Annotated in this window: 26 protein-coding genes and 1 tRNA gene; 1 reads left to right on the top strand and 26 read right to left on the bottom strand. The window is 32.7% G+C overall.

Annotated features, from left to right (window positions below):
* Positions 1 to 43: 43 nt before the first annotated feature.
* Positions 44 to 532: a hypothetical protein gene (locus tag MW695_RS05775; protein ID WP_247104106.1), complete on the bottom strand. Its 489-nt coding sequence runs from the start codon at positions 530 to 532 to the stop codon at positions 44 to 46.
* 297 nt (positions 533 to 829) lie between these two features.
* On the opposite strand from MW695_RS05775, the gene MW695_RS05770 reads away from it, so the two are divergent.
* Positions 830 to 1,654: a tyrosine-type recombinase/integrase gene (locus tag MW695_RS05770; RefSeq protein WP_247104105.1), complete on the top strand. Its 825-nt coding sequence runs from the start codon at positions 830 to 832 to the stop codon at positions 1,652 to 1,654.
* Between the two features lie 25 nt (positions 1,655 to 1,679).
* Here the strand turns inward: MW695_RS05770 and MW695_RS05765 are convergent, their stop codons facing one another.
* The 25 genes from MW695_RS05765 to MW695_RS05650 all read right to left on the bottom strand — a co-directional run bounded on the left by MW695_RS05765 (position 1,680) and on the right by MW695_RS05650 (position 17,003).
* Positions 1,680 to 2,096 (bottom strand): phBC6A51 family helix-turn-helix protein, encoded by a 417-nt coding sequence (locus tag MW695_RS05765; protein ID WP_247104103.1) that lies wholly within the window; start codon positions 2,094 to 2,096, stop codon positions 1,680 to 1,682.
* A gap of 75 nt (positions 2,097 to 2,171) precedes the next feature.
* A complete protein-coding gene (locus tag MW695_RS05760) occupies positions 2,172 to 2,753 on the bottom strand; it encodes an AbiV family abortive infection protein (RefSeq protein ID WP_247104102.1) in 582 nt (193 codons plus the stop codon).
* Positions 2,754 to 2,810: 57 nt separating this feature from the next.
* Positions 2,811 to 3,059, bottom strand: coding sequence for a hypothetical protein (locus MW695_RS05755; protein WP_247104100.1), 249 nt, complete (start codon positions 3,057 to 3,059; stop codon positions 2,811 to 2,813).
* Positions 3,060 to 3,202: 143 nt separating this feature from the next.
* Positions 3,203 to 3,667 carry a hypothetical protein gene (locus MW695_RS05750; protein ID WP_247104098.1) on the bottom strand — a complete coding sequence of 155 codons (465 nt, stop codon included), beginning with the start codon at positions 3,665 to 3,667 and terminating at the stop codon, positions 3,203 to 3,205.
* 115 nt (positions 3,668 to 3,782) lie between these two features.
* The gene (locus tag MW695_RS05745; RefSeq protein ID WP_247104096.1) at positions 3,783 to 4,139 is read right to left on the bottom strand and encodes a hypothetical protein; all 357 of its coding nucleotides are present in this window, start codon (positions 4,137 to 4,139) and stop codon (positions 3,783 to 3,785) included.
* 43 nt (positions 4,140 to 4,182) lie between these two features.
* Complete coding sequence (locus MW695_RS05740; RefSeq protein ID WP_247104094.1) at positions 4,183 to 4,440, bottom strand: hypothetical protein; 258 nt, start codon at positions 4,438 to 4,440, stop codon at positions 4,183 to 4,185.
* A gap of 7 nt (positions 4,441 to 4,447) precedes the next feature.
* Positions 4,448 to 4,624 (bottom strand): hypothetical protein, encoded by a 177-nt coding sequence (locus tag MW695_RS05735; protein WP_247104093.1) that lies wholly within the window; start codon positions 4,622 to 4,624, stop codon positions 4,448 to 4,450.
* 197 nt (positions 4,625 to 4,821) lie between these two features.
* Complete coding sequence (locus MW695_RS05730) at positions 4,822 to 5,139, bottom strand: hypothetical protein (protein WP_247104092.1); 318 nt, start codon at positions 5,137 to 5,139, stop codon at positions 4,822 to 4,824.
* Positions 5,140 to 5,429: 290 nt separating this feature from the next.
* Complete coding sequence (locus MW695_RS05725) at positions 5,430 to 5,582, bottom strand: hypothetical protein (protein WP_247104091.1); 153 nt, start codon at positions 5,580 to 5,582, stop codon at positions 5,430 to 5,432.
* A gap of 40 nt (positions 5,583 to 5,622) precedes the next feature.
* Positions 5,623 to 5,696 (bottom strand) — tRNA-Ile (locus MW695_RS05720).
* A gap of 30 nt (positions 5,697 to 5,726) precedes the next feature.
* Positions 5,727 to 5,861 (bottom strand): hypothetical protein, encoded by a 135-nt coding sequence (locus MW695_RS22655; protein WP_260505866.1) that lies wholly within the window; start codon positions 5,859 to 5,861, stop codon positions 5,727 to 5,729.
* On the bottom strand, positions 5,849 to 6,082 hold the full coding sequence (locus MW695_RS05715) for a hypothetical protein (RefSeq protein ID WP_247104090.1): 234 nt from the start codon (positions 6,080 to 6,082) through the stop codon (positions 5,849 to 5,851). Before MW695_RS05715 ends, MW695_RS22655 begins: the two co-directional genes overlap by 13 nt.
* 99 nt (positions 6,083 to 6,181) lie before the next feature.
* Positions 6,182 to 6,457 carry a hypothetical protein gene (locus MW695_RS05710; protein ID WP_247104089.1) on the bottom strand — a complete coding sequence of 92 codons (276 nt, stop codon included), beginning with the start codon at positions 6,455 to 6,457 and terminating at the stop codon, positions 6,182 to 6,184.
* Positions 6,450 to 6,878: a hypothetical protein gene (locus tag MW695_RS05705; protein WP_247104088.1), complete on the bottom strand. Its 429-nt coding sequence runs from the start codon at positions 6,876 to 6,878 to the stop codon at positions 6,450 to 6,452. Before MW695_RS05705 ends, MW695_RS05710 begins: the two co-directional genes overlap by 8 nt.
* 294 nt (positions 6,879 to 7,172) lie before the next feature.
* Positions 7,173 to 7,394, bottom strand: coding sequence for a helix-turn-helix domain-containing protein (locus MW695_RS05700; RefSeq protein WP_247104087.1), 222 nt, complete (start codon positions 7,392 to 7,394; stop codon positions 7,173 to 7,175).
* A 369-nt stretch (positions 7,395 to 7,763) separates the two neighbouring features.
* Entirely contained in the window at positions 7,764 to 10,409 is a 2,646-nt protein-coding gene (locus MW695_RS05695) for a hypothetical protein (protein WP_247104086.1), read from the bottom strand.
* Between the two features lie 346 nt (positions 10,410 to 10,755).
* Complete coding sequence (locus tag MW695_RS05690; protein WP_247104085.1) at positions 10,756 to 11,727, bottom strand: hypothetical protein; 972 nt, start codon at positions 11,725 to 11,727, stop codon at positions 10,756 to 10,758.
* Positions 11,690 to 12,115: a hypothetical protein gene (locus tag MW695_RS05685; RefSeq protein ID WP_247104084.1), complete on the bottom strand. Its 426-nt coding sequence runs from the start codon at positions 12,113 to 12,115 to the stop codon at positions 11,690 to 11,692. The genes MW695_RS05690 and MW695_RS05685 overlap by 38 nt, the downstream gene beginning before the upstream one ends.
* Positions 12,116 to 12,173: 58 nt before the next feature.
* A complete protein-coding gene (locus tag MW695_RS05680; RefSeq protein ID WP_247104083.1) occupies positions 12,174 to 12,599 on the bottom strand; it encodes a hypothetical protein in 426 nt (141 codons plus the stop codon).
* The gene (locus tag MW695_RS05675; protein ID WP_247104082.1) at positions 12,599 to 12,922 is read right to left on the bottom strand and encodes a hypothetical protein; all 324 of its coding nucleotides are present in this window, start codon (positions 12,920 to 12,922) and stop codon (positions 12,599 to 12,601) included. Before MW695_RS05675 ends, MW695_RS05680 begins: the two co-directional genes overlap by 1 nt.
* 506 nt (positions 12,923 to 13,428) lie before the next feature.
* On the bottom strand, positions 13,429 to 13,836 hold the full coding sequence (locus tag MW695_RS05670) for a hypothetical protein (protein WP_247104081.1): 408 nt from the start codon (positions 13,834 to 13,836) through the stop codon (positions 13,429 to 13,431).
* Between the two features lie 87 nt (positions 13,837 to 13,923).
* Positions 13,924 to 14,367, bottom strand: a complete 444-nt coding sequence (locus MW695_RS05665; protein WP_247104079.1) for a helix-turn-helix domain-containing protein — start codon at positions 14,365 to 14,367, stop codon at positions 13,924 to 13,926.
* A 207-nt stretch (positions 14,368 to 14,574) separates the two neighbouring features.
* Positions 14,575 to 15,339, bottom strand: coding sequence for an HTH domain-containing protein (locus tag MW695_RS05660; RefSeq protein WP_247104078.1), 765 nt, complete (start codon positions 15,337 to 15,339; stop codon positions 14,575 to 14,577).
* 483 nt (positions 15,340 to 15,822) lie between these two features.
* Entirely contained in the window at positions 15,823 to 16,074 is a 252-nt protein-coding gene (locus MW695_RS05655; RefSeq protein ID WP_247104077.1) for a hypothetical protein, read from the bottom strand.
* Between the two features lie 2 nt (positions 16,075 to 16,076).
* A complete protein-coding gene (locus MW695_RS05650) occupies positions 16,077 to 17,003 on the bottom strand; it encodes a tyrosine-type recombinase/integrase (RefSeq protein WP_247104076.1) in 927 nt (308 codons plus the stop codon).
* Positions 17,004 to 17,042: the final 39 nt, after the last annotated feature.

The raw sequence follows: 17,042 nt of genomic DNA, 5'->3' as shown, positions 1-17,042 counted from the left end.
AATTATAGGAACATATAAAAAGAACCCATCCTAATCGGATGAGTTATATAGAAGCTTTTCCTAATTTAATTGTTTTTTTCTTACCTCTGTTATCAAAAAAAACTAATTTGGTATTCTTGTTTTTAAGTACAGTCTTAGATTCAGATAAACTAATTTCTAAGTTAAAAATTTCTTTTTTACTATCACCGTCAAGTAATTCAACAATTCTATTGCTAATTATAACAGTCTGTTTAAAATTAGGATTAGATAGTTTAATTGTGTGAACACTTAATTTCCTTTTTCCTTTATTACATAAAAGTATCTTCAAGTCCATTCCATATGATACATTATTATACTCTTCTTCTGCTAGGGGAGTGATCAGACGATCTCCCCCACTACCTCTTTGAAGCATATATACTCGGTATTGTTCTACTTGTATACCTAAGCTACCTCTATCAATAAAGAAATGAAGATAAATGAACAATCCTATTGTTATAATTGATGGCACTATCCCAACAGTAAATCCTTGAATGTGTTCAGCAGTGATTTCCAATAGATAACCTCCTAACATGTCCTGTTAAAAGATTACCATATTAAAAGTCAAAACTGAGAAAATTATAAAAAAAATTGTGTAGCTTGTTGCAGGGGTATTTCAGAATCCTAAAATAGAATGCCCCTATCCACTTCAACCGATCAGTTGTCAATTTCGCTTTGAATTTAATTGCAGATAACTTGACTTATACGCAATTAAATAATAAAATAGCTATAAATACATAAGGTTTTCGTGCAATAATTACTTTTATTTTAATACTCTTAATTGCGTATAACTAATTTATAAGGAGAGATTCATATGATCGAACAGTTTATAGACACAATCAAGCACAAGAAAAGTCCTAACACAATCAAGAGCTATGAGCAAGACTTGGCTAAACTTGAGTCATATATCAGTAAACATAATGTAGACATAGATTCATTGAATGATCTAATTGTTCAGCAATTCATCCATCAACTTGAAAAGGAATACTCTCCATCCACTGTTAACCGTATCTTTGCATCTGTACGAACCTTTTGTAATTGGTCAAATCAATCACATGCCGTTAAAGATATAGACATACAAAAAGTTAAACACATAAGCAAACAAGAAGCTAAAGGCTTAAATGAACAAGAATGGCAATCTATACGCTTATCCATCGCTAACAATAAAACTAGTTCCACCAAAGAGCGTGACTTAGCTATATTCGATTTCCTTTTATTTTCTGGTTGTCGTGTCTCTGAAGTAGCATCCATCAATAGAGAAGACATCACATACACTAACGGCACATACACTGTATTTATTAGGGAATCTAAATCAAATGAAAGTCGTTATGTTTATTTTAATGCTAAACAATTCAAATACATTAAACGCTATCTTGACAATAGAGAGGATCAAAACGAAGCATTATTTATCTCCAAGCGTGGACGAATATCCGTGAGAATGATTCAAACCATGTTAAATGAATACAATGTGCATCCACATTTATTACGTCATACGTTTTGTTCAACATTAGCTCGAAAGAATATTGATTTAGTTACAATCGCTTCACTTGCTGGACATAGAGACATTAATACTACTAGACGTTACACTAACCCAACTGCAAAAGAAATGGCTGAAGCTGTCTCAAAAGCTTTCTCTTGATCACAATGATATAAGGGAAAGTTTTTTATTCCTCATCCTTATCAACTTCCCACTCTTCAAACTCAGCATCAAGGATATCTTTATCTACTTGTTTATTATTATTTGATGTTGTATCAATTTTATGTGTTGATGTAGGTTTGCCCAATCCCCTATCAATAATGTATTCCAGTACTTGAGCTTTTACACGAGCGTTTTCAGTGGTGCTTGCTAATTTTAATAATTCACTAACTGCATCTTCGAGTTTACTGTCAATTACTTTTTCAACAAAGACTTTTCGTTGCTGTAGCCGTCTGTCTAGCTCTGTTCTAAAATCTTCATCATTTAACCAATCATATATAGCTTGTCTTGAAATACCTGCATCTTTTGCTATAGCCGTTTTAGTTTTTACTCCCTCAACTAAATCATTTATCACTTTATTTTTTCTTTCATCTATGATTATCATTTATTTTCACCGCCTTACAATTTACAAGTTAAATACAAATACTATGAGCTATAAACATTAGAAGAAGAATTTCTACTATTCTATTTTGCTTTTTATTAATCCTATTCCTTCAAACGCAATTGCCAAGTCCTTACCCTCATCAGTGTGCAGGAACTTTTTTATATTTCCTTCTTCATGATATTCGGCTTGTTCCCATATATCAAATTGTTTTACAGCAATTATGATCTTTTCTTCAGCCTTAATTGCATTAAATTCTTGAGTTGGTTTTGTGTAATTATTATTTTTAAAATCTGCATACAAACTACTATTTTTTAGATTATTTACCTCTCTAACATCGTCTTCCATTTTTTCAGGAAGTCCTGTTTTTAAGTTACCTGCTTTAATTAATAAATGATTTAGGCTATTTTTGTATTCATGACTTCTTAATCTTCTATTAAATGATTTCCAATTGTTTCTTTCTCCATAATACATTCTAGTTGCCTCATGAAAAATAATTGGTAGTTTCGCTAACTCTTCATGTGCAATCTGTGCCAAAGCATAAGCCCTTGCGTATTTTTTGTGCTCATATAAGATTTTAGCTTCTTCAATTAACTCTTTTGCATTTTCAAATACCATTCTATATGCATGCTCAAGTTTATTAAAAGATAACTTTGACATTTTACCACCTCTACCTACATAATTCGGCAGAAGATTAGATATTCCTCTTAATTACACCTAATCTTTACAAATTTCTAGTTCAGATGTACTTACAGCTTCTTTTACAAATTCACTACCAATATACTTATGCATCTCTTCAATATATCTGTTAAAAACGTCAACCAATTCATTTAATAATTCTTCATTTTGGGGAGAGTTATCTATAACCAACCTAAATCCCTTATTTATGTTGTCTAATCGCTCCATTAACTCATCAAACTTCTTAGAATCTAAACTAATTCTTGCTTTATATGTTTTCATTTCCATTTTTACATTCTCCTTTTCTGCTCATAATAAAAAGCCACTCAACTGAGTGACTACTAATAAAATGTTATCTATAGCTTCTTTATGACGTCCTAAAATAGAACCACATTCATATCTACTCATACCGACATAATAGAGGTAAATCCTTAATTCTTATACTCTTTTGGTAAATAATAACGCATGTAACTAACTACATCATATAAAAAGCTGTACACATTTCTTTGAGTTAATTGTCCTGTTGTTTTAACATAAGCATCTATTACCGCAGGTTTATAATAACCACTGAACAAATCATGATCGTTATACAATTTTCCAATTCTTTGTAAGCTATTATTTTTATACTCAGTTCTCAAATTATTTCTAAGTATTCTAGCTAACTCTACGGTTGCTCTTTTATCCTCTTCATACAGTTCCTTTAATTCATTACTGTCGGAAATGTACTCTTTCATTCTTTCAATTACTTCTTCATTTGATACCTGATTTCTACCATCAAATAAGACATCCTTCTCACGAATCATATCTATAACTCCCCCAACCAACTCTTTAGCTTCCTTATTCACCTTGCTAATAGACTCACTTACACCATGTGGACTTCTAATTTGCTTTAGCACTAACATTTTCCTATATTATACCATTATACGACAAGATAGGAGGTTAGTAGTAATTTATTTATTCATCTCGATAAAAGCGCTCTATTCGTTTACTTCTTTTAAAAAATCAAAAGTCTTACTTTCTCTCACTTCTTTGCACATCTTGAACCCAATCATCATCCTGTATTTCTTGCTCAATTAAGCTGACTACCGCAGACAAGGCTTGTTCTAATGAATTATAGAATTCCCCATTAGATAATTTTTTGCCTATATCAACTTGAAGAAGTACAGCCTGTCCTCCATAAGTACCATTTAAAAAATCTAAAATTTGAATATCAGCATAAGGTTTATTCCCTACAGCATATCGATATTCCTTAACTTCATAAGTTATCGAACCTAATAAATTTCCGAATTTCACAATAACCATCTCCTTATAGCGTAATACTTCACTATTCGCCACAAGAAGACAATTTCCTTCCTTTTTTAACAACATACAAATAAACCTCCCATCTACGCTCAGTAGGGGAGGTTTTAATCTATTTCTGCAAATCTAAAGACCATATAGCAATACTCACTGTCTTTTTTATTGATATATATAAACTCAAAGCTTTTATAGAATTCAATTCTATTATTCTAGAGAAATAAACGAAAAACCCCATGTGTCTTACTAGGTTTTTTAAGTGATAAGATACACTATACTCTTTCAAAAACTCATTAACTACTTCATCATTACAGTCAAATTTTTCAATTAATTCTTTTTTTACATCAATTACAGGTAATAATTTAGCTTCCATTGATTAATTAGAATTTGAATGTCCCACTTTTTCTCATTTTTCTGGCTTCTTTTACACCACGTCTAATTTCATCCATTCTCGGTGAATTTGTCTTTTTATTACTTTCAGCCATATTAATAAATTTTTGACGCTCTTTGTTGTTTTTAAACTTAACTTCCATAGGTTTCATACTAGGAGCACTCATTTTCTTATCCTCCTTATCTTTACACACACTGATCACCATCCAGTTTATAACGGTTGCTAGTATATGCATTGTGTAACTTTATTATACAAACCTTACAAGGTTACCTCAAGAAAAACAACGGTAAACTCATGTTTTTTTAAGCAAGTCCTAATATACTCTCAAAAAAGTAAAGCAGCTCATTAACTAAACACCTCGTATTAATGGCAATTCTCTTGTCTTTTTTTCAATCTATCTACGAACAATTCCTGCAAAGACGGATTATCACAAAATACCATTGATAAGCCATGCCCTAATAACTTTACATGCTTTTCTTTCAGACCAATACGAAAATACTCATCAATAACATGAATCAATTCATGTAGTAGAATTTCCCCTTGCTCTGTTTCACTTCTTGTCTTGTCAATACTAATAAGTCGATTTGTAAAATCGCATTCACCTACTTGAAATGGATCTTGTCTATTTACAATATCAACTTCTCGATACTTATAATCTATATGACCAATTTTAATTTTCATGATATAACTCCTTTTGTTTTAAAATACTAAAATCAACATAGGGTATAGAATATACGTTTGTACAACTATATGTTGTGTGGTAAAATATGAATGTAATTGAAAATCTATGGAAAGGGGTAAGCTCATGTCTAAGAAACCAACTAAATCACAATTATCAAAAGCTGGCTCTAAATTAGCTTCAAATAGCTCAACCAAAAAGCAAAAAAGTAACGCTGGTTCTACATTAGGAAAAGGCTAAACTATGTTTATAAATTAGATAGTGATATTGATTTATCACTATCTATCTTTTTTCATTCCACCCAAAAACTAAACCCCAGCGCTAATATACTAGCAACAACAATAGCTACACTGTTTCCTCTATCCTCTTTCGCTTCCTCACCAATTGCACCCATAGCAAATAATACAATCAACACGAACAATAATATTTGGAACGCAAATAACATATATATCCCCTTTTCTTCTCCTTTTTATCGCTTAAATAAGTGGACTCTGTAGGATTCGAACCTACGACCGATCGGTTATGAGCCGACTGCTCTAACCAACTGAGCTAAAAGTCAAAAAAACATGTGATCATCACATGCCAACAATTAAAATTTAACCCAAGCCTTTAACAACCTATTTATGTACTCAGTCTCATCCATTCTACGTAACTCTTTATCTGTTTCCATTTGATCAAAACATTCCAAAGTTAAAGCAAAACTACTATAATCTAAATCTGCCAAATAACGCCCTCCTCGCCATCTAGCAAATCATGGAACTCCAATAAATCAACAAACCGCTCAAAATCTAAATTGCCAATCTCACTTTGAGTCAATCCTGTGACTTGGCTCAGTTTAATCCTTAAGTATAAAAATGCATTACCCTCTCCTAAATCCTTAAAGTATTTGTCACAAGCTTTTGTCGTATTTAAATCCTCACTTAATAACATCTCCACATAATTCAATTAATTTTCCCCTTTTCATTTCTTTGAATTTTTATAGTTATATCTCTATTGTCACTATCACAATGATCACATCTATCATTCTCATTAATAACCATACACCTAGTGCAATACTTCAAATTCATAGTCTGTTTCAATTTCTGCCAACTTTCTAATATTTAATTTCATCCATTCACCACTTCTAATCAAATGAAGTGCTAACTCATAATAATCACCATTAGCTGGTTTATAAGTTTCACGAAAAAATTCATTTACACTTTCAATAGCTGCCATCTCCTTAATACATCTTTCTTCATTTTCAGCTACAAAAATGCGTATCTCATCAATGTTATCCAAATGCACTGGTGTGCAAAGAAATAGAAATCGCTTTTTACTCATACAACGCACTCTTCATTTTTAATTTAGGAGTATATTTCTTCTTGCTCCGTTGACGATCCCTTTCTTCTTTCTGTAGGTATCGCTTAACTGCTTCTATATCTTCTTCGCTCGGCTCTTCATACACCTCTTCAGCGGTAGGATAAGATTTCATTTTGTTGACTTCAATATCTTCTTTAATATCTTCTTCAATTTCTTCCTTACTATTTGGCTCAACAATTGGCTTTTCTTGATTTTGTAAGTATGCCTTAATATAATCTAACTCTTTAATAATTAGTTCGTTTTCGTCATATAAGCGGTTAAACATGGACAACAATCCACCAAACAATTGATCATTAGCATTTCTAGATTTTTTAAATATTAAATCGTCCAACTCAGCATAATTCATTTCGGAAACTCTATATTCTCTATCTGATTTTCTCATTTTACAAACAGCTCCTTTTTATCAAATATGTATCTCATTCCAACAGTTAAAATAATTCCCCATAAAAAATACACACGTTGAGAGGCTGGCAACCTCTCAACGTGTGAAATTAGGAGAAAACTAAAATGACCCAAAGTTATTTAAAGACGCTTTGGCAACGTCTTTATTTGGAGGTAATTACAATACTGTCCTCAAAGGACTCTCAGGTAATTAAAATCTAACCTTTTATTTATAATGGACGCAGGTTAAAAAAATTGGCGCACTGCATATCACAGCCGATAACGTCCAGAAATATTAATCTATTGGCACTTTTCGCCATTCGTATTGCTGAAATTGTTCAATTATTTCTTTAATTTTTTTCTCATTCTCTTCTCTCAAACTAGACTTATAATTAAAAAACTGGCTTACTGCAGCATCTGAAACACCTAATGCTTCAGCAATACTTTTATTTTTAATACGTTTCAATCTAGCTTCCGTTTGCAAATCAAATATTTCATTTCTTGTAAGTCGTGACAAATCACTCCCTCCTTCTTGAATTTCTATTTAAATTTATTATTAAAGTTAAAAGATTAAGTATAAAAAAAGACTACAGGAGGAGAAACCCTGTAGTCTAAAGATTTAGTAAGAATGGCTGTTCTTACTAAAGTTATTAATGTTATTAGTATGGATATGAGTCATATCAACTTAAACTTGACAACCGAAATTATATATCGTAATGTATAATTACGAGGTAAGTTTAATGTGTTTTTATAATAATAGAGAGAGCTTCTGCCCTTACAAGTATATAATGGCTTTCTCTCCCTAATAGACAATTTTTACACCAATACAAAAAAATCGCGTATCCCTTATCACTATTGAGATACACGATTTTCAATTATTATTCCGTTACGCTGAGTTCTTCTTTTTCTCTCTCATTTTCCTCATGCGTTCTTTTGCTTTTTCCTTATCTCTTACACCTTGACATTCATCACAAACCACTTGCCTTTGTCTCACAACTCTAAACCTTGAAGAACAATCCTCACACCTTGCTGCTTCAGTTAAATTCCGCTCAAGGTTCTCCTCAATTACATCACCAAAACTCTCCCACAAAGTAGCCTTGTATTTACTGTCATTATCTACATACAAATGCTTGATGAGAACATCAGTTATGTAAACTTTGTCATCATTTATATTCAGAAGCTCTTCTGCAATTTTTTCATAAACCCAAAGCTTTCCTCTTTTCTTCATTTCCTCTTGATTCTCGTTCATAAGATCCTTTTTGTTCTGATCAAGCTCTGTATATTTCTCAGTAATAACCTTATCAGTTTCAACTTTAGGATCATTCATAAGTAAACGATAATCGAAACCACCACCAGCTACTTCTCTAAACTGAATGTTATTAGCTGGAATAATATCTTCAAGGCGATTCACCGTTGAGTTATTCTTCTCAGCAACTCTAGCTCTTTTGATCACCTTACCATTTTTCCTTTTTACCTTCTTTTTGTCATATTTCAAAAAGTAAGGTAATCTGGAATGTATGTATTGTTTCATTATCGGATCATATTTTTCAGGTCTCTTTAAACGGAAAAGAGTTTTTGCGAAATCAATCTCGAAATTTGATTCCATGCACATCCAACATATCACATCTAAATCAACCTTATTCGAGTTCCATACTTTTGTTATGTTATTCGATATTTCTCCGATGTTAGCTTCAAAGCCAAGCTCAAGACTAGCGTAAATATTTTTATTATCAATAATTTGAGCCTTCGCTTTTTCCATTTTATAATACAACGGCACAATATCATCATTCTTCATGTTCCGTTCCGCTACCTCAATTAACTTTTTATCTTTATGCTCAGATAGAACCAGTACCTTATCTCCATCATGGTCACATTGGATTAGTTTGCTTAACAAACTTTCATTTGAGATAAAAATTGCATCTGTCTTAAAGTATTCTTTCTTCTCATCATCAATTACATTTTGCTGAATTCCCCATTCTCTGCTCAAGTGAGGACTTCTAAGCACCGCAACTTTTCCTGATTCATGTAACCGACAAAATACTTCATCCTTTTTCAATAAACTTTTAGCCTCACCATTAAACAAATACTCCGAAAAAGAATACAAATCGGGAATAATATATGTATAGCTGCCATGCACATTAAGTTTCCCTGTTCTTGCCTCATTTACTAAGGATCGTTTCTTGGTCATAATTGTTTCTTTTGAGTATGCATCATTCAATAGTTCAGGATATTCCATTAATGCCCTTTGAAAGCTCCTTTTCCTTACGTTCGAATCTGTTGCTCCCAGCACCTTCAACATTACATCTTTGTCACTTCCTAAATTTTTAATTTCCTCAATTGTTGAAGAAGCGATTTCTTCTAATTCTTCATCTGTTACATCAGTTAATGTCTGAAACATCTGGTACGCTAATTTCCCTTCATTAAACTCATCTTCTTCTTCATTTAACTTGGATGCTTGGCATTTATACTTTCTAAACTTACGCTTATATTCATCCCACGATGAATAATAAGAAGCCATTTTGAATTGGGAGCGAGTAAAGATAATTTGTATATTGTCACGCTTGATATCCCATTCCACACCGTCAATGTCGTTCACTTTATTTCCATGCTTCGTGAAATCATAAACAGCTAACAAGCCTTTAATCCACGGCAATCTGACCATAAAATTCTTACTCGACACCTCGGGCAACATCATCCCCACTCCATCGGTTACAGTGACAGGAACAGGCATATTTTCTTTTCTCTCAATCTTATAGGTGTCTCGATGTATGTAATCTACATCACCAGTAATATTTAATTCAAGATCATCAACAACAATACATCTATCAATATCAAAGCCTTCCCATTTAACGGACGCTGAGTTAATAAGGGCTTTGTAACTGAGATATTTATTAATGTTACAACCTTGCATTTTACTGTTATTGATATCCACTATATCAAGTCCACAAGTCAGAGTGTCCTTGTATTTATTCCAGAGTTTCTCCTTTATCCAAACTCCTTTTTTCTGTCGTATTTGACTCGCTCCAGAAGAGAAATATATGTATTTTTCATCATTTAACATGAAACCATTTTTAATTAACGATTCAAACACTTGAAGGTGATATGACTGAACAACAATAATGTCTAGAGATTTCTTCTTGCTCATCTTCAATGTACGTGTCAAAACAGAATCAAATATCGAAATAACGTTATTATCCTTCATTTCATTTTTTCGAAGCACTCTAACACTATCATGTTTATCAAACTCTTTGTACAGTGACACTTTCAGATCATCTATAGCTGCTACAACTTCTTTTATTTCAGCGTTTACCGCTTCTCTTCTTTCTCTACGCACAACTTTATTTTGAATCTCTTCTCTAATCACTTTTTTCTGATACGTCAATCGTTTCCTATAACCTTTAAGATTTTGTAGCTTTTTGAAGATCTTATCTTCTTCATTATTGTGAAATGCAAATGTCCCTACTGAATAAATGTATAGTTGTTTACTTAGATTTCCTTTTTTATTACGTACACCATTTAACCCTTCTGCCATATATAAAATCTCTCCTTTTAGTCTTATTATTTAATCCGTTTATGTTTAACATTTAAATCGCTCCTTTGCGCTGCTGTTGGCGCTTGTTTTTTTGATATGAGTCGATTGGAAAACCACACAACAACATGCTAATACACTTTATCGTGGGGAGAAGATTCTAGCGAATCTTCTGATGTGTATACTTGTTAGTCTTCTGATTTGTTTTCTTGTAAGTTTTATTAATTATCTTATTATGTATCTTCTTAAAAGTCTTATAGTGGATATTCAGGGTAGTCAAACCCTTGATACATCAATGTTTTTTAAGTGTGTTTTTTCAACTTTGTTCCATTCTAATCTTATTCAATTCCTAAAAAGGTAATTCTCCTTCCGAATCCATTGAATAAGATTCCCTTTTGACATAATCATTTTCCTCAAATTTAGATTCCATTTCCTTATCAGTAAACATTTCTTCCACATCATCATAATTTACTTCCGTACTATTAAAATTCACTTCCTGTTTTTTCGTGTCTGTCTCTTTAATATTGGCATCATTAATTTTTTGGAGATTATAAACAGGCATATAATGACTTGATGGTTCGATGCCATTCTCAATATTAAACTCATAGTTCTCAGGTCTCGTTTCAGTGATTAAGCCTAAATTAAGTAATTTTTCTATGTATCGCATTGTATTCTCTGGCATTTTTATATTAAGTCGTTCTGAAAGTCTTGTGATTGAAATGTAAGCAAGCTTTTTCCGATCCTTGTTGTGTATGCGATTTAAGAATAAATACAAAACAAATTCCTTTCTACTCAATATTCCTTCACGCAAAAAATCAAATTCATCTATATGTACACTGAAAAACTTTTGATAAACAGCAATCTCTTGTCCATCAACCTCTTCCGATTTCACTTCAGGGATAAAGTCGACATAAAAATGATCCATCTTGTTACTTTTTCTCGTGTCGGGATTAAAAGCCTTATGTTCTTTAACTGTAATTAAATTAACCTCAAACGGCTCTTTCATCTCCACTGTCTGCTTGTGACGACAATACTCAGCGTTTGTAACTCCTTTTGTTTTAGACATTTTTTTAATTGAATCCCTAATTTGCCTATCACTTATATTCAAGAATTTTGAAATCTCAGCTTTAGTAAGAGCTATTTTATTAATGTGCATCAACTGAAGAAAGATAAAGATGATTAAGTCAGCCTCACTTATCTTCCCTTTCTCGTAATGCTCATCAAATATAAAATTGTTAACTTGAGCATACGACAAATGTTGTATAACTCTACCTTTTATTTCTTCATAACTCCTTAGTTTTTGTCGTTGAATTCTCCCCATTAAAACCCTCCGTTTCGTATTTTTTTATTGAATCACTCAATTGCTTAAACTCACCAGTAAGATATGTATTCAATTGCTCCTCTACTGGCAACACACCAGTTTCAGCGTAATAACTTTCTACATTACGCTTAAGAGCTGCTATAGACTTTCTATAATTTCCGACGGTCTTATCTATTGTAAAATCTTTACGTTGCAATATAATGTCTTCTTGTAGACCAGGATAATTTTTAATAATCGTTCCATCTTGCATATTTATTTCAAAGTTATAGTTACGTCTTAATGGATTAATTATCTTGTGATCATATACATTACCATTGACGATGACACGATTATTGACAATCCAATTGTATCGTTGTAATGAATACCAGTATTCTTTTTTATTTCGCAACCAACAGCCTCCTTATGTTTGATTGTGAGGGGCATGAAGCCCCTCGATTATGTATTACTTAAAATGTTTTAAACTTCTTATAAAAATTTTCTCTTGCTATATTTGTTGGATTATACGTACCATGAGCATCTGCCAAATCTCTTACAGATTCAACTTCTCCTACACCTTCAACCGCTATAACAAGCCCTTGTTCAATCAGCAGCTCCTCTACCTCTTCCTCAGTATAGAATTTGTAATCAAAGTGATTTAAGTCCCATTCACTACGAATCCTATCCAACCTTGCTAAGTTATTCTCGTGTTCTTTTACATCCACTTTATATAACTTAGGTTCACGGCTTAATATCGAAAGATCATTAATATTGTAAGATGGGTTTTCTTTGACGAAATCCTCTAAATCACAATATGGAATACTAATTGCCACTAAACCCTTTGCATTATTATTAACTTGAATTTTCAAACCTGAATATAGTACTGGAGATCCCACTATTGAATCCCACCATTCACTAAGATCATGTTATCTACACCAAGTTCAGTTAACGCTGTGTGAATTTCTCGTGAGTGCTCCTTGAAACGTGGACTCTTTTTTAGTCCTTTCAAGTGAGTAACATACGATTCGTGTAAATCTTCGTTTCCCTCAAGAAATTCATTAAAAATTGCATAGTCTCTTTGTAAACTTTCTTTTTGATCAATCAGCATTTTTATGAATTCTTTTTGTTGAGCAGCCAAACTTAACAATACATCCTCTTCCGTCACTTGCCTTACCGCTCCCTCTTGTGTTGTTGCATCTGCATTATAAATTTTAGTCATTAATAAATTCCTCCTTATGTTTTCTTCTTATTTTTATTTTATTTTTGAATTATGTATAGCTAATCCAGCGACTGACTGCGGTTACGAATGGAATGTTAGATTGCTAGACTCGTCCTTTACATTGTTCTCACCCCTCTCAAATTTTTTGCAATATAATTTGGATTATAATTCAGATTTTTATTGACTTGTTAATACACCATCAGTATAATAAAAACTGTAGCAAGATTTGTATTCGACAAGTCTCTAAAAATTTAAAACACACGTAATTTACTTTAAACTCTTTTTAGACAATAGTCAAGGGTTTATTTGTCTTTTTTAAAAATTTTATATATGAATAGATTTATGTCAAAAAGTTTCTTACGTAGTTGTCTTCAAGGTCAATTAGTTCGGGAAAATCCGTTGTCACCTCCTTTCATTGTTGTTGATCTGATTGAGATAATGATTGGTATGCTTCTGTTAGTGCAAGATATTGTGCTGCGATTGTTGTTGGCATATGGCTTGCTCCTTTACTTGATTACCGCTTCAATTCTTCTTTTAAACTCTTCTCTCTGCTCATCACTTTCCAAACCTTTCAGCATTCTTCCTAAAATTGCATGTTTCTCTTCTTTGCTAACAGTTATACTTTTAAGCCAATTTTCCTTATGTGCCAATTTCTCTTCAAGTGTAACATCTATAGACTCTCCCTTAGCTTCAAGGACAGCTAGAACATCTTTACTGAGTTGTTCCGTATCACCAGGATCTTTAATGCCTCTAGCCTTTAATTCAGGGAATAAGTATACGACTCCTTGAATCTCCTGATTATAAAAGTTGATTCCAAAAGTCTGTTCTTCACCTTCAATTTTAAAGTCAACCATCGCCATATTGGTAAATGCTCCACGTTTAGAAGTTACACTTGCATCGACTACTTTAATCATTTAATTACCTCCGTTTATTTGATTAGTTTTTTATATTAAGTAATGGCTTGTGTGACAGGTTGATAGTTTAATATGCTTGTCCTGTGATCACCTCCTTAAATCCTCAATTAGTTTTTTCACCTGTTCTAATTTAGAATCTAGCTTGTCAGAAAAAAGCACAATCGAACCTAATTCTTTTTCGAGTTCCTGAGTGACTAAAAGAATTTTATGATGATTTTCAGCCATCAATAGTTCCATTTCTAAGTGACTTCGCATTTCATCTGTTAAGTTTTCAGTATGTAAAATCTCTGCTTTTTTCAATAAAACCTTAATTTGGTACATATCTTGCTTTGAAATATCATTTTTGCTAAACAAATAGCTCTGTTCAACTGATACCGAGAAAAGATCGCATAAATCTTTGATGTATTTCTTAGGAATAGGACGTCTTCCTTTTTTCCAATCATTGATTTGAGGAGGTTTACACCCTAAAAAATTTGCTAGTTGTTTGTTTTGGATTTTATAAACTGTACAGAAATAATCTAATGCATGCATTAATTTTTCACACCTTCAATGATTTGAATGACTAATTATTCGTCTTATAACCTCAGTATAGGACATGACTAATTATTCGTCAACTACTTTTTCAAAAGTCTTATGCATCAATTCACAACCAAGCCATACACGTTGCGAATGCTAGTGTTTCCAATACCAACTAAAACATCCATACGTAATCCATACATCTATAACGTTCTACCAGCCTCATACAGCAACCTTCTGACTAACAATGAGTGTTTGTAACTCTTCACTGTAAATACTGTCAAATCGTGTGAGAATGCCCTTATAGAAGTAACCAAGAATGTTTGAAATTTTGCTATATTTGGCTTTATAAACCACACCTTTTAGCACTTTAATTACATCATGATGATAAGCCTCAATGTTTAGATCAAGATTACATTTTCGATAAGCTAACTGAACTTTACTGTATAGCTTAACAATATCTTTTTCCGTTTTACATACCAAACTAGCCAATTTCCCAAAGCGTTCTGGAACAAAAGTTGGCAATATTAATTCGTTAGACTCGTCTACTACGTTATTATGATCTTTTAATAATTCATTTGGTTGATTACTAGATAGATTAGTAGGACAAACAGGTGGACAAGTGGTAGGACATTCACTCTTTTCAGCTTGTAGAATCACATAGCTATTACTAGTTTGTCCCTTTCGTTTACGGTCAACAGTTGGAACAATACGGATGATTGATAAGCTTTCTAATTCTGCCGTATAGCGTCTTACAGTACGTGTAGAGACGTTTAACATTGTAGCCAAGCTAGATGTACTCAACCATGAAACTCCGCATACAGTAAGGCTGTGTTGGCTTAAAATCGATAACAAATTCATGATCTTTACTTTACATGAGTTATCTTTGAGTGTTTCCATATGGATTGAGACAGCTTCATTAAGCTGCTCAACTGATTGAAAGGATTTTAGTGATTGACGGTCAGTATTAATGTGAAATGTTGTCATTGTGATCTTCTCCTCTAATTGAGGACGCAATCCAACCTGTTTTTAAGCACACTTAATAACCCTTAAAATGCTTGTCTTTTTTTAAGGATGAGTGCTATAATATATTTGCGGATATATTATAGGCTGGATGTAGAGGAGTTGGTAGCTCCCCTGCGTCCTTTTATTTTGTATTTTTCTATCGAAATATTTTACCTAAAAACTTACCGCTAACTCTTCCAGCCACACGTCTGCCTATACGTTTGCCGATTCGCTTGTTGCGTACAGCGTCAATGTCGTTCCAAAACGTAAAATTTTATATATGCGTGATTTTAGACTCATTATTTATCACCTCACATAAATCTGATGGTGTCTTTTACTTTTTAAAATTTAATTGACATTTACGATTTAAATAGTAATAATGTAATAAGTTTTATTAGTTAGATCGACATAGTTTTTTAGTTGGGACAGGCTGTATCAATCGCCTGTCCTCTTTTTTATGCTGTCTTATTTCACCCCCACTTCAATATCATCGACATGGTAATCCTCTACACTTGGCTCTACTGAACGTCCATTTAGCATATTTAGCTTTAACTCTGCACCCATAAAAGCAATCTCGTCTAATTGATGGTGTGCCATTTGCTCTGCTTGTTCGATTGATTCTGCTTTAATTTGAATTGTAACTGGCATAGTGACAGTTGCTGTTACCGTGTAAGTTGTTTTATTATTTGTTGTATTTGTTTGAGTTGTTGTTGTCATTTTTAATTTCTCCTTTTGTTTTTGTTTAAATTTGATAATGGGCTTGATGTCATCGCTTTAATCTCAAGCTCTTCGTCTGTCATGCTCGCTAGATACCGCTGAGTTGTAGAAACTTGTGAATGTCCGAGTAGCTTTGAGAGAGAGTAAAGATCAATTGTGCCACTATTTAGCGTTTGGACAGTATAGAAATGTCTAAAAACATGAGGTGATACCCTCTTACCTTCAATCCCTGCTCTCCTCCCTGCTTCTTTTACTAACTGAAATAGAGCCACATGAGACATTTGCTCAGCTTTGTAAGTTAAAAAATAATGATCCGATTTAACAAGACGTTTTTCAAAATGTTCTTTTTTGATCCGTTCATACTTCAGTAAAAACTTTTTTAGTACAGGGCTAATAAATACAATACGTTGCTTATTGCCTTTGCCGTTAACTAAAATGCTTGTTTCTGTAACATCATGATTTTTTAATCCTCTAAGTTCCATTGACCTCAACCCACAATCACTAAGTAAAGCGATGATCGTCTTATTTCGTGCCTCGATGTAATTTTTATAACTAAAACTATCAATCATTTTTGTCACTTCTTCTGGAGTGAAACCGCTCAACACCTTTTTTGGGACTTTTGGGAGCAAAACTTTATCCATTGGATTAGCTGTTAAATACTCCTCTATTACACACCAGTTAAAAAACGCTTTAATAATTTTCGCCATCGAGACTATGCTTTGCGGTTGTAAACCTTGTTGCTGCTTGTGTCTGATGTAGGCTTTAAGATCATGTGTCGTAATCGATTCAATTTGTGTAATAGCTCTTTTTTCATGTAAAAATTTTTGCAACTGCTTAAATTCTTGCTTTTTGTTAATAAGCGTTTTTTCGGTATGCCCTCTAGCAATATTGTCATAGGCATACTCTAGTAATAGATCAGATAACAACAAAAAAACCACCTCCTCTGATTAATCAAATATCAGAAAAAA

The organism is Halalkalibacter sp. APA_J-10(15) (assembly GCF_023017105.1).
Taxonomy (GTDB): domain Bacteria; phylum Bacillota; class Bacilli; order Bacillales; family Bacillaceae_D; genus Halalkalibacter.
This window is presented reverse-complemented; position numbering and strand designations above follow the sequence as displayed.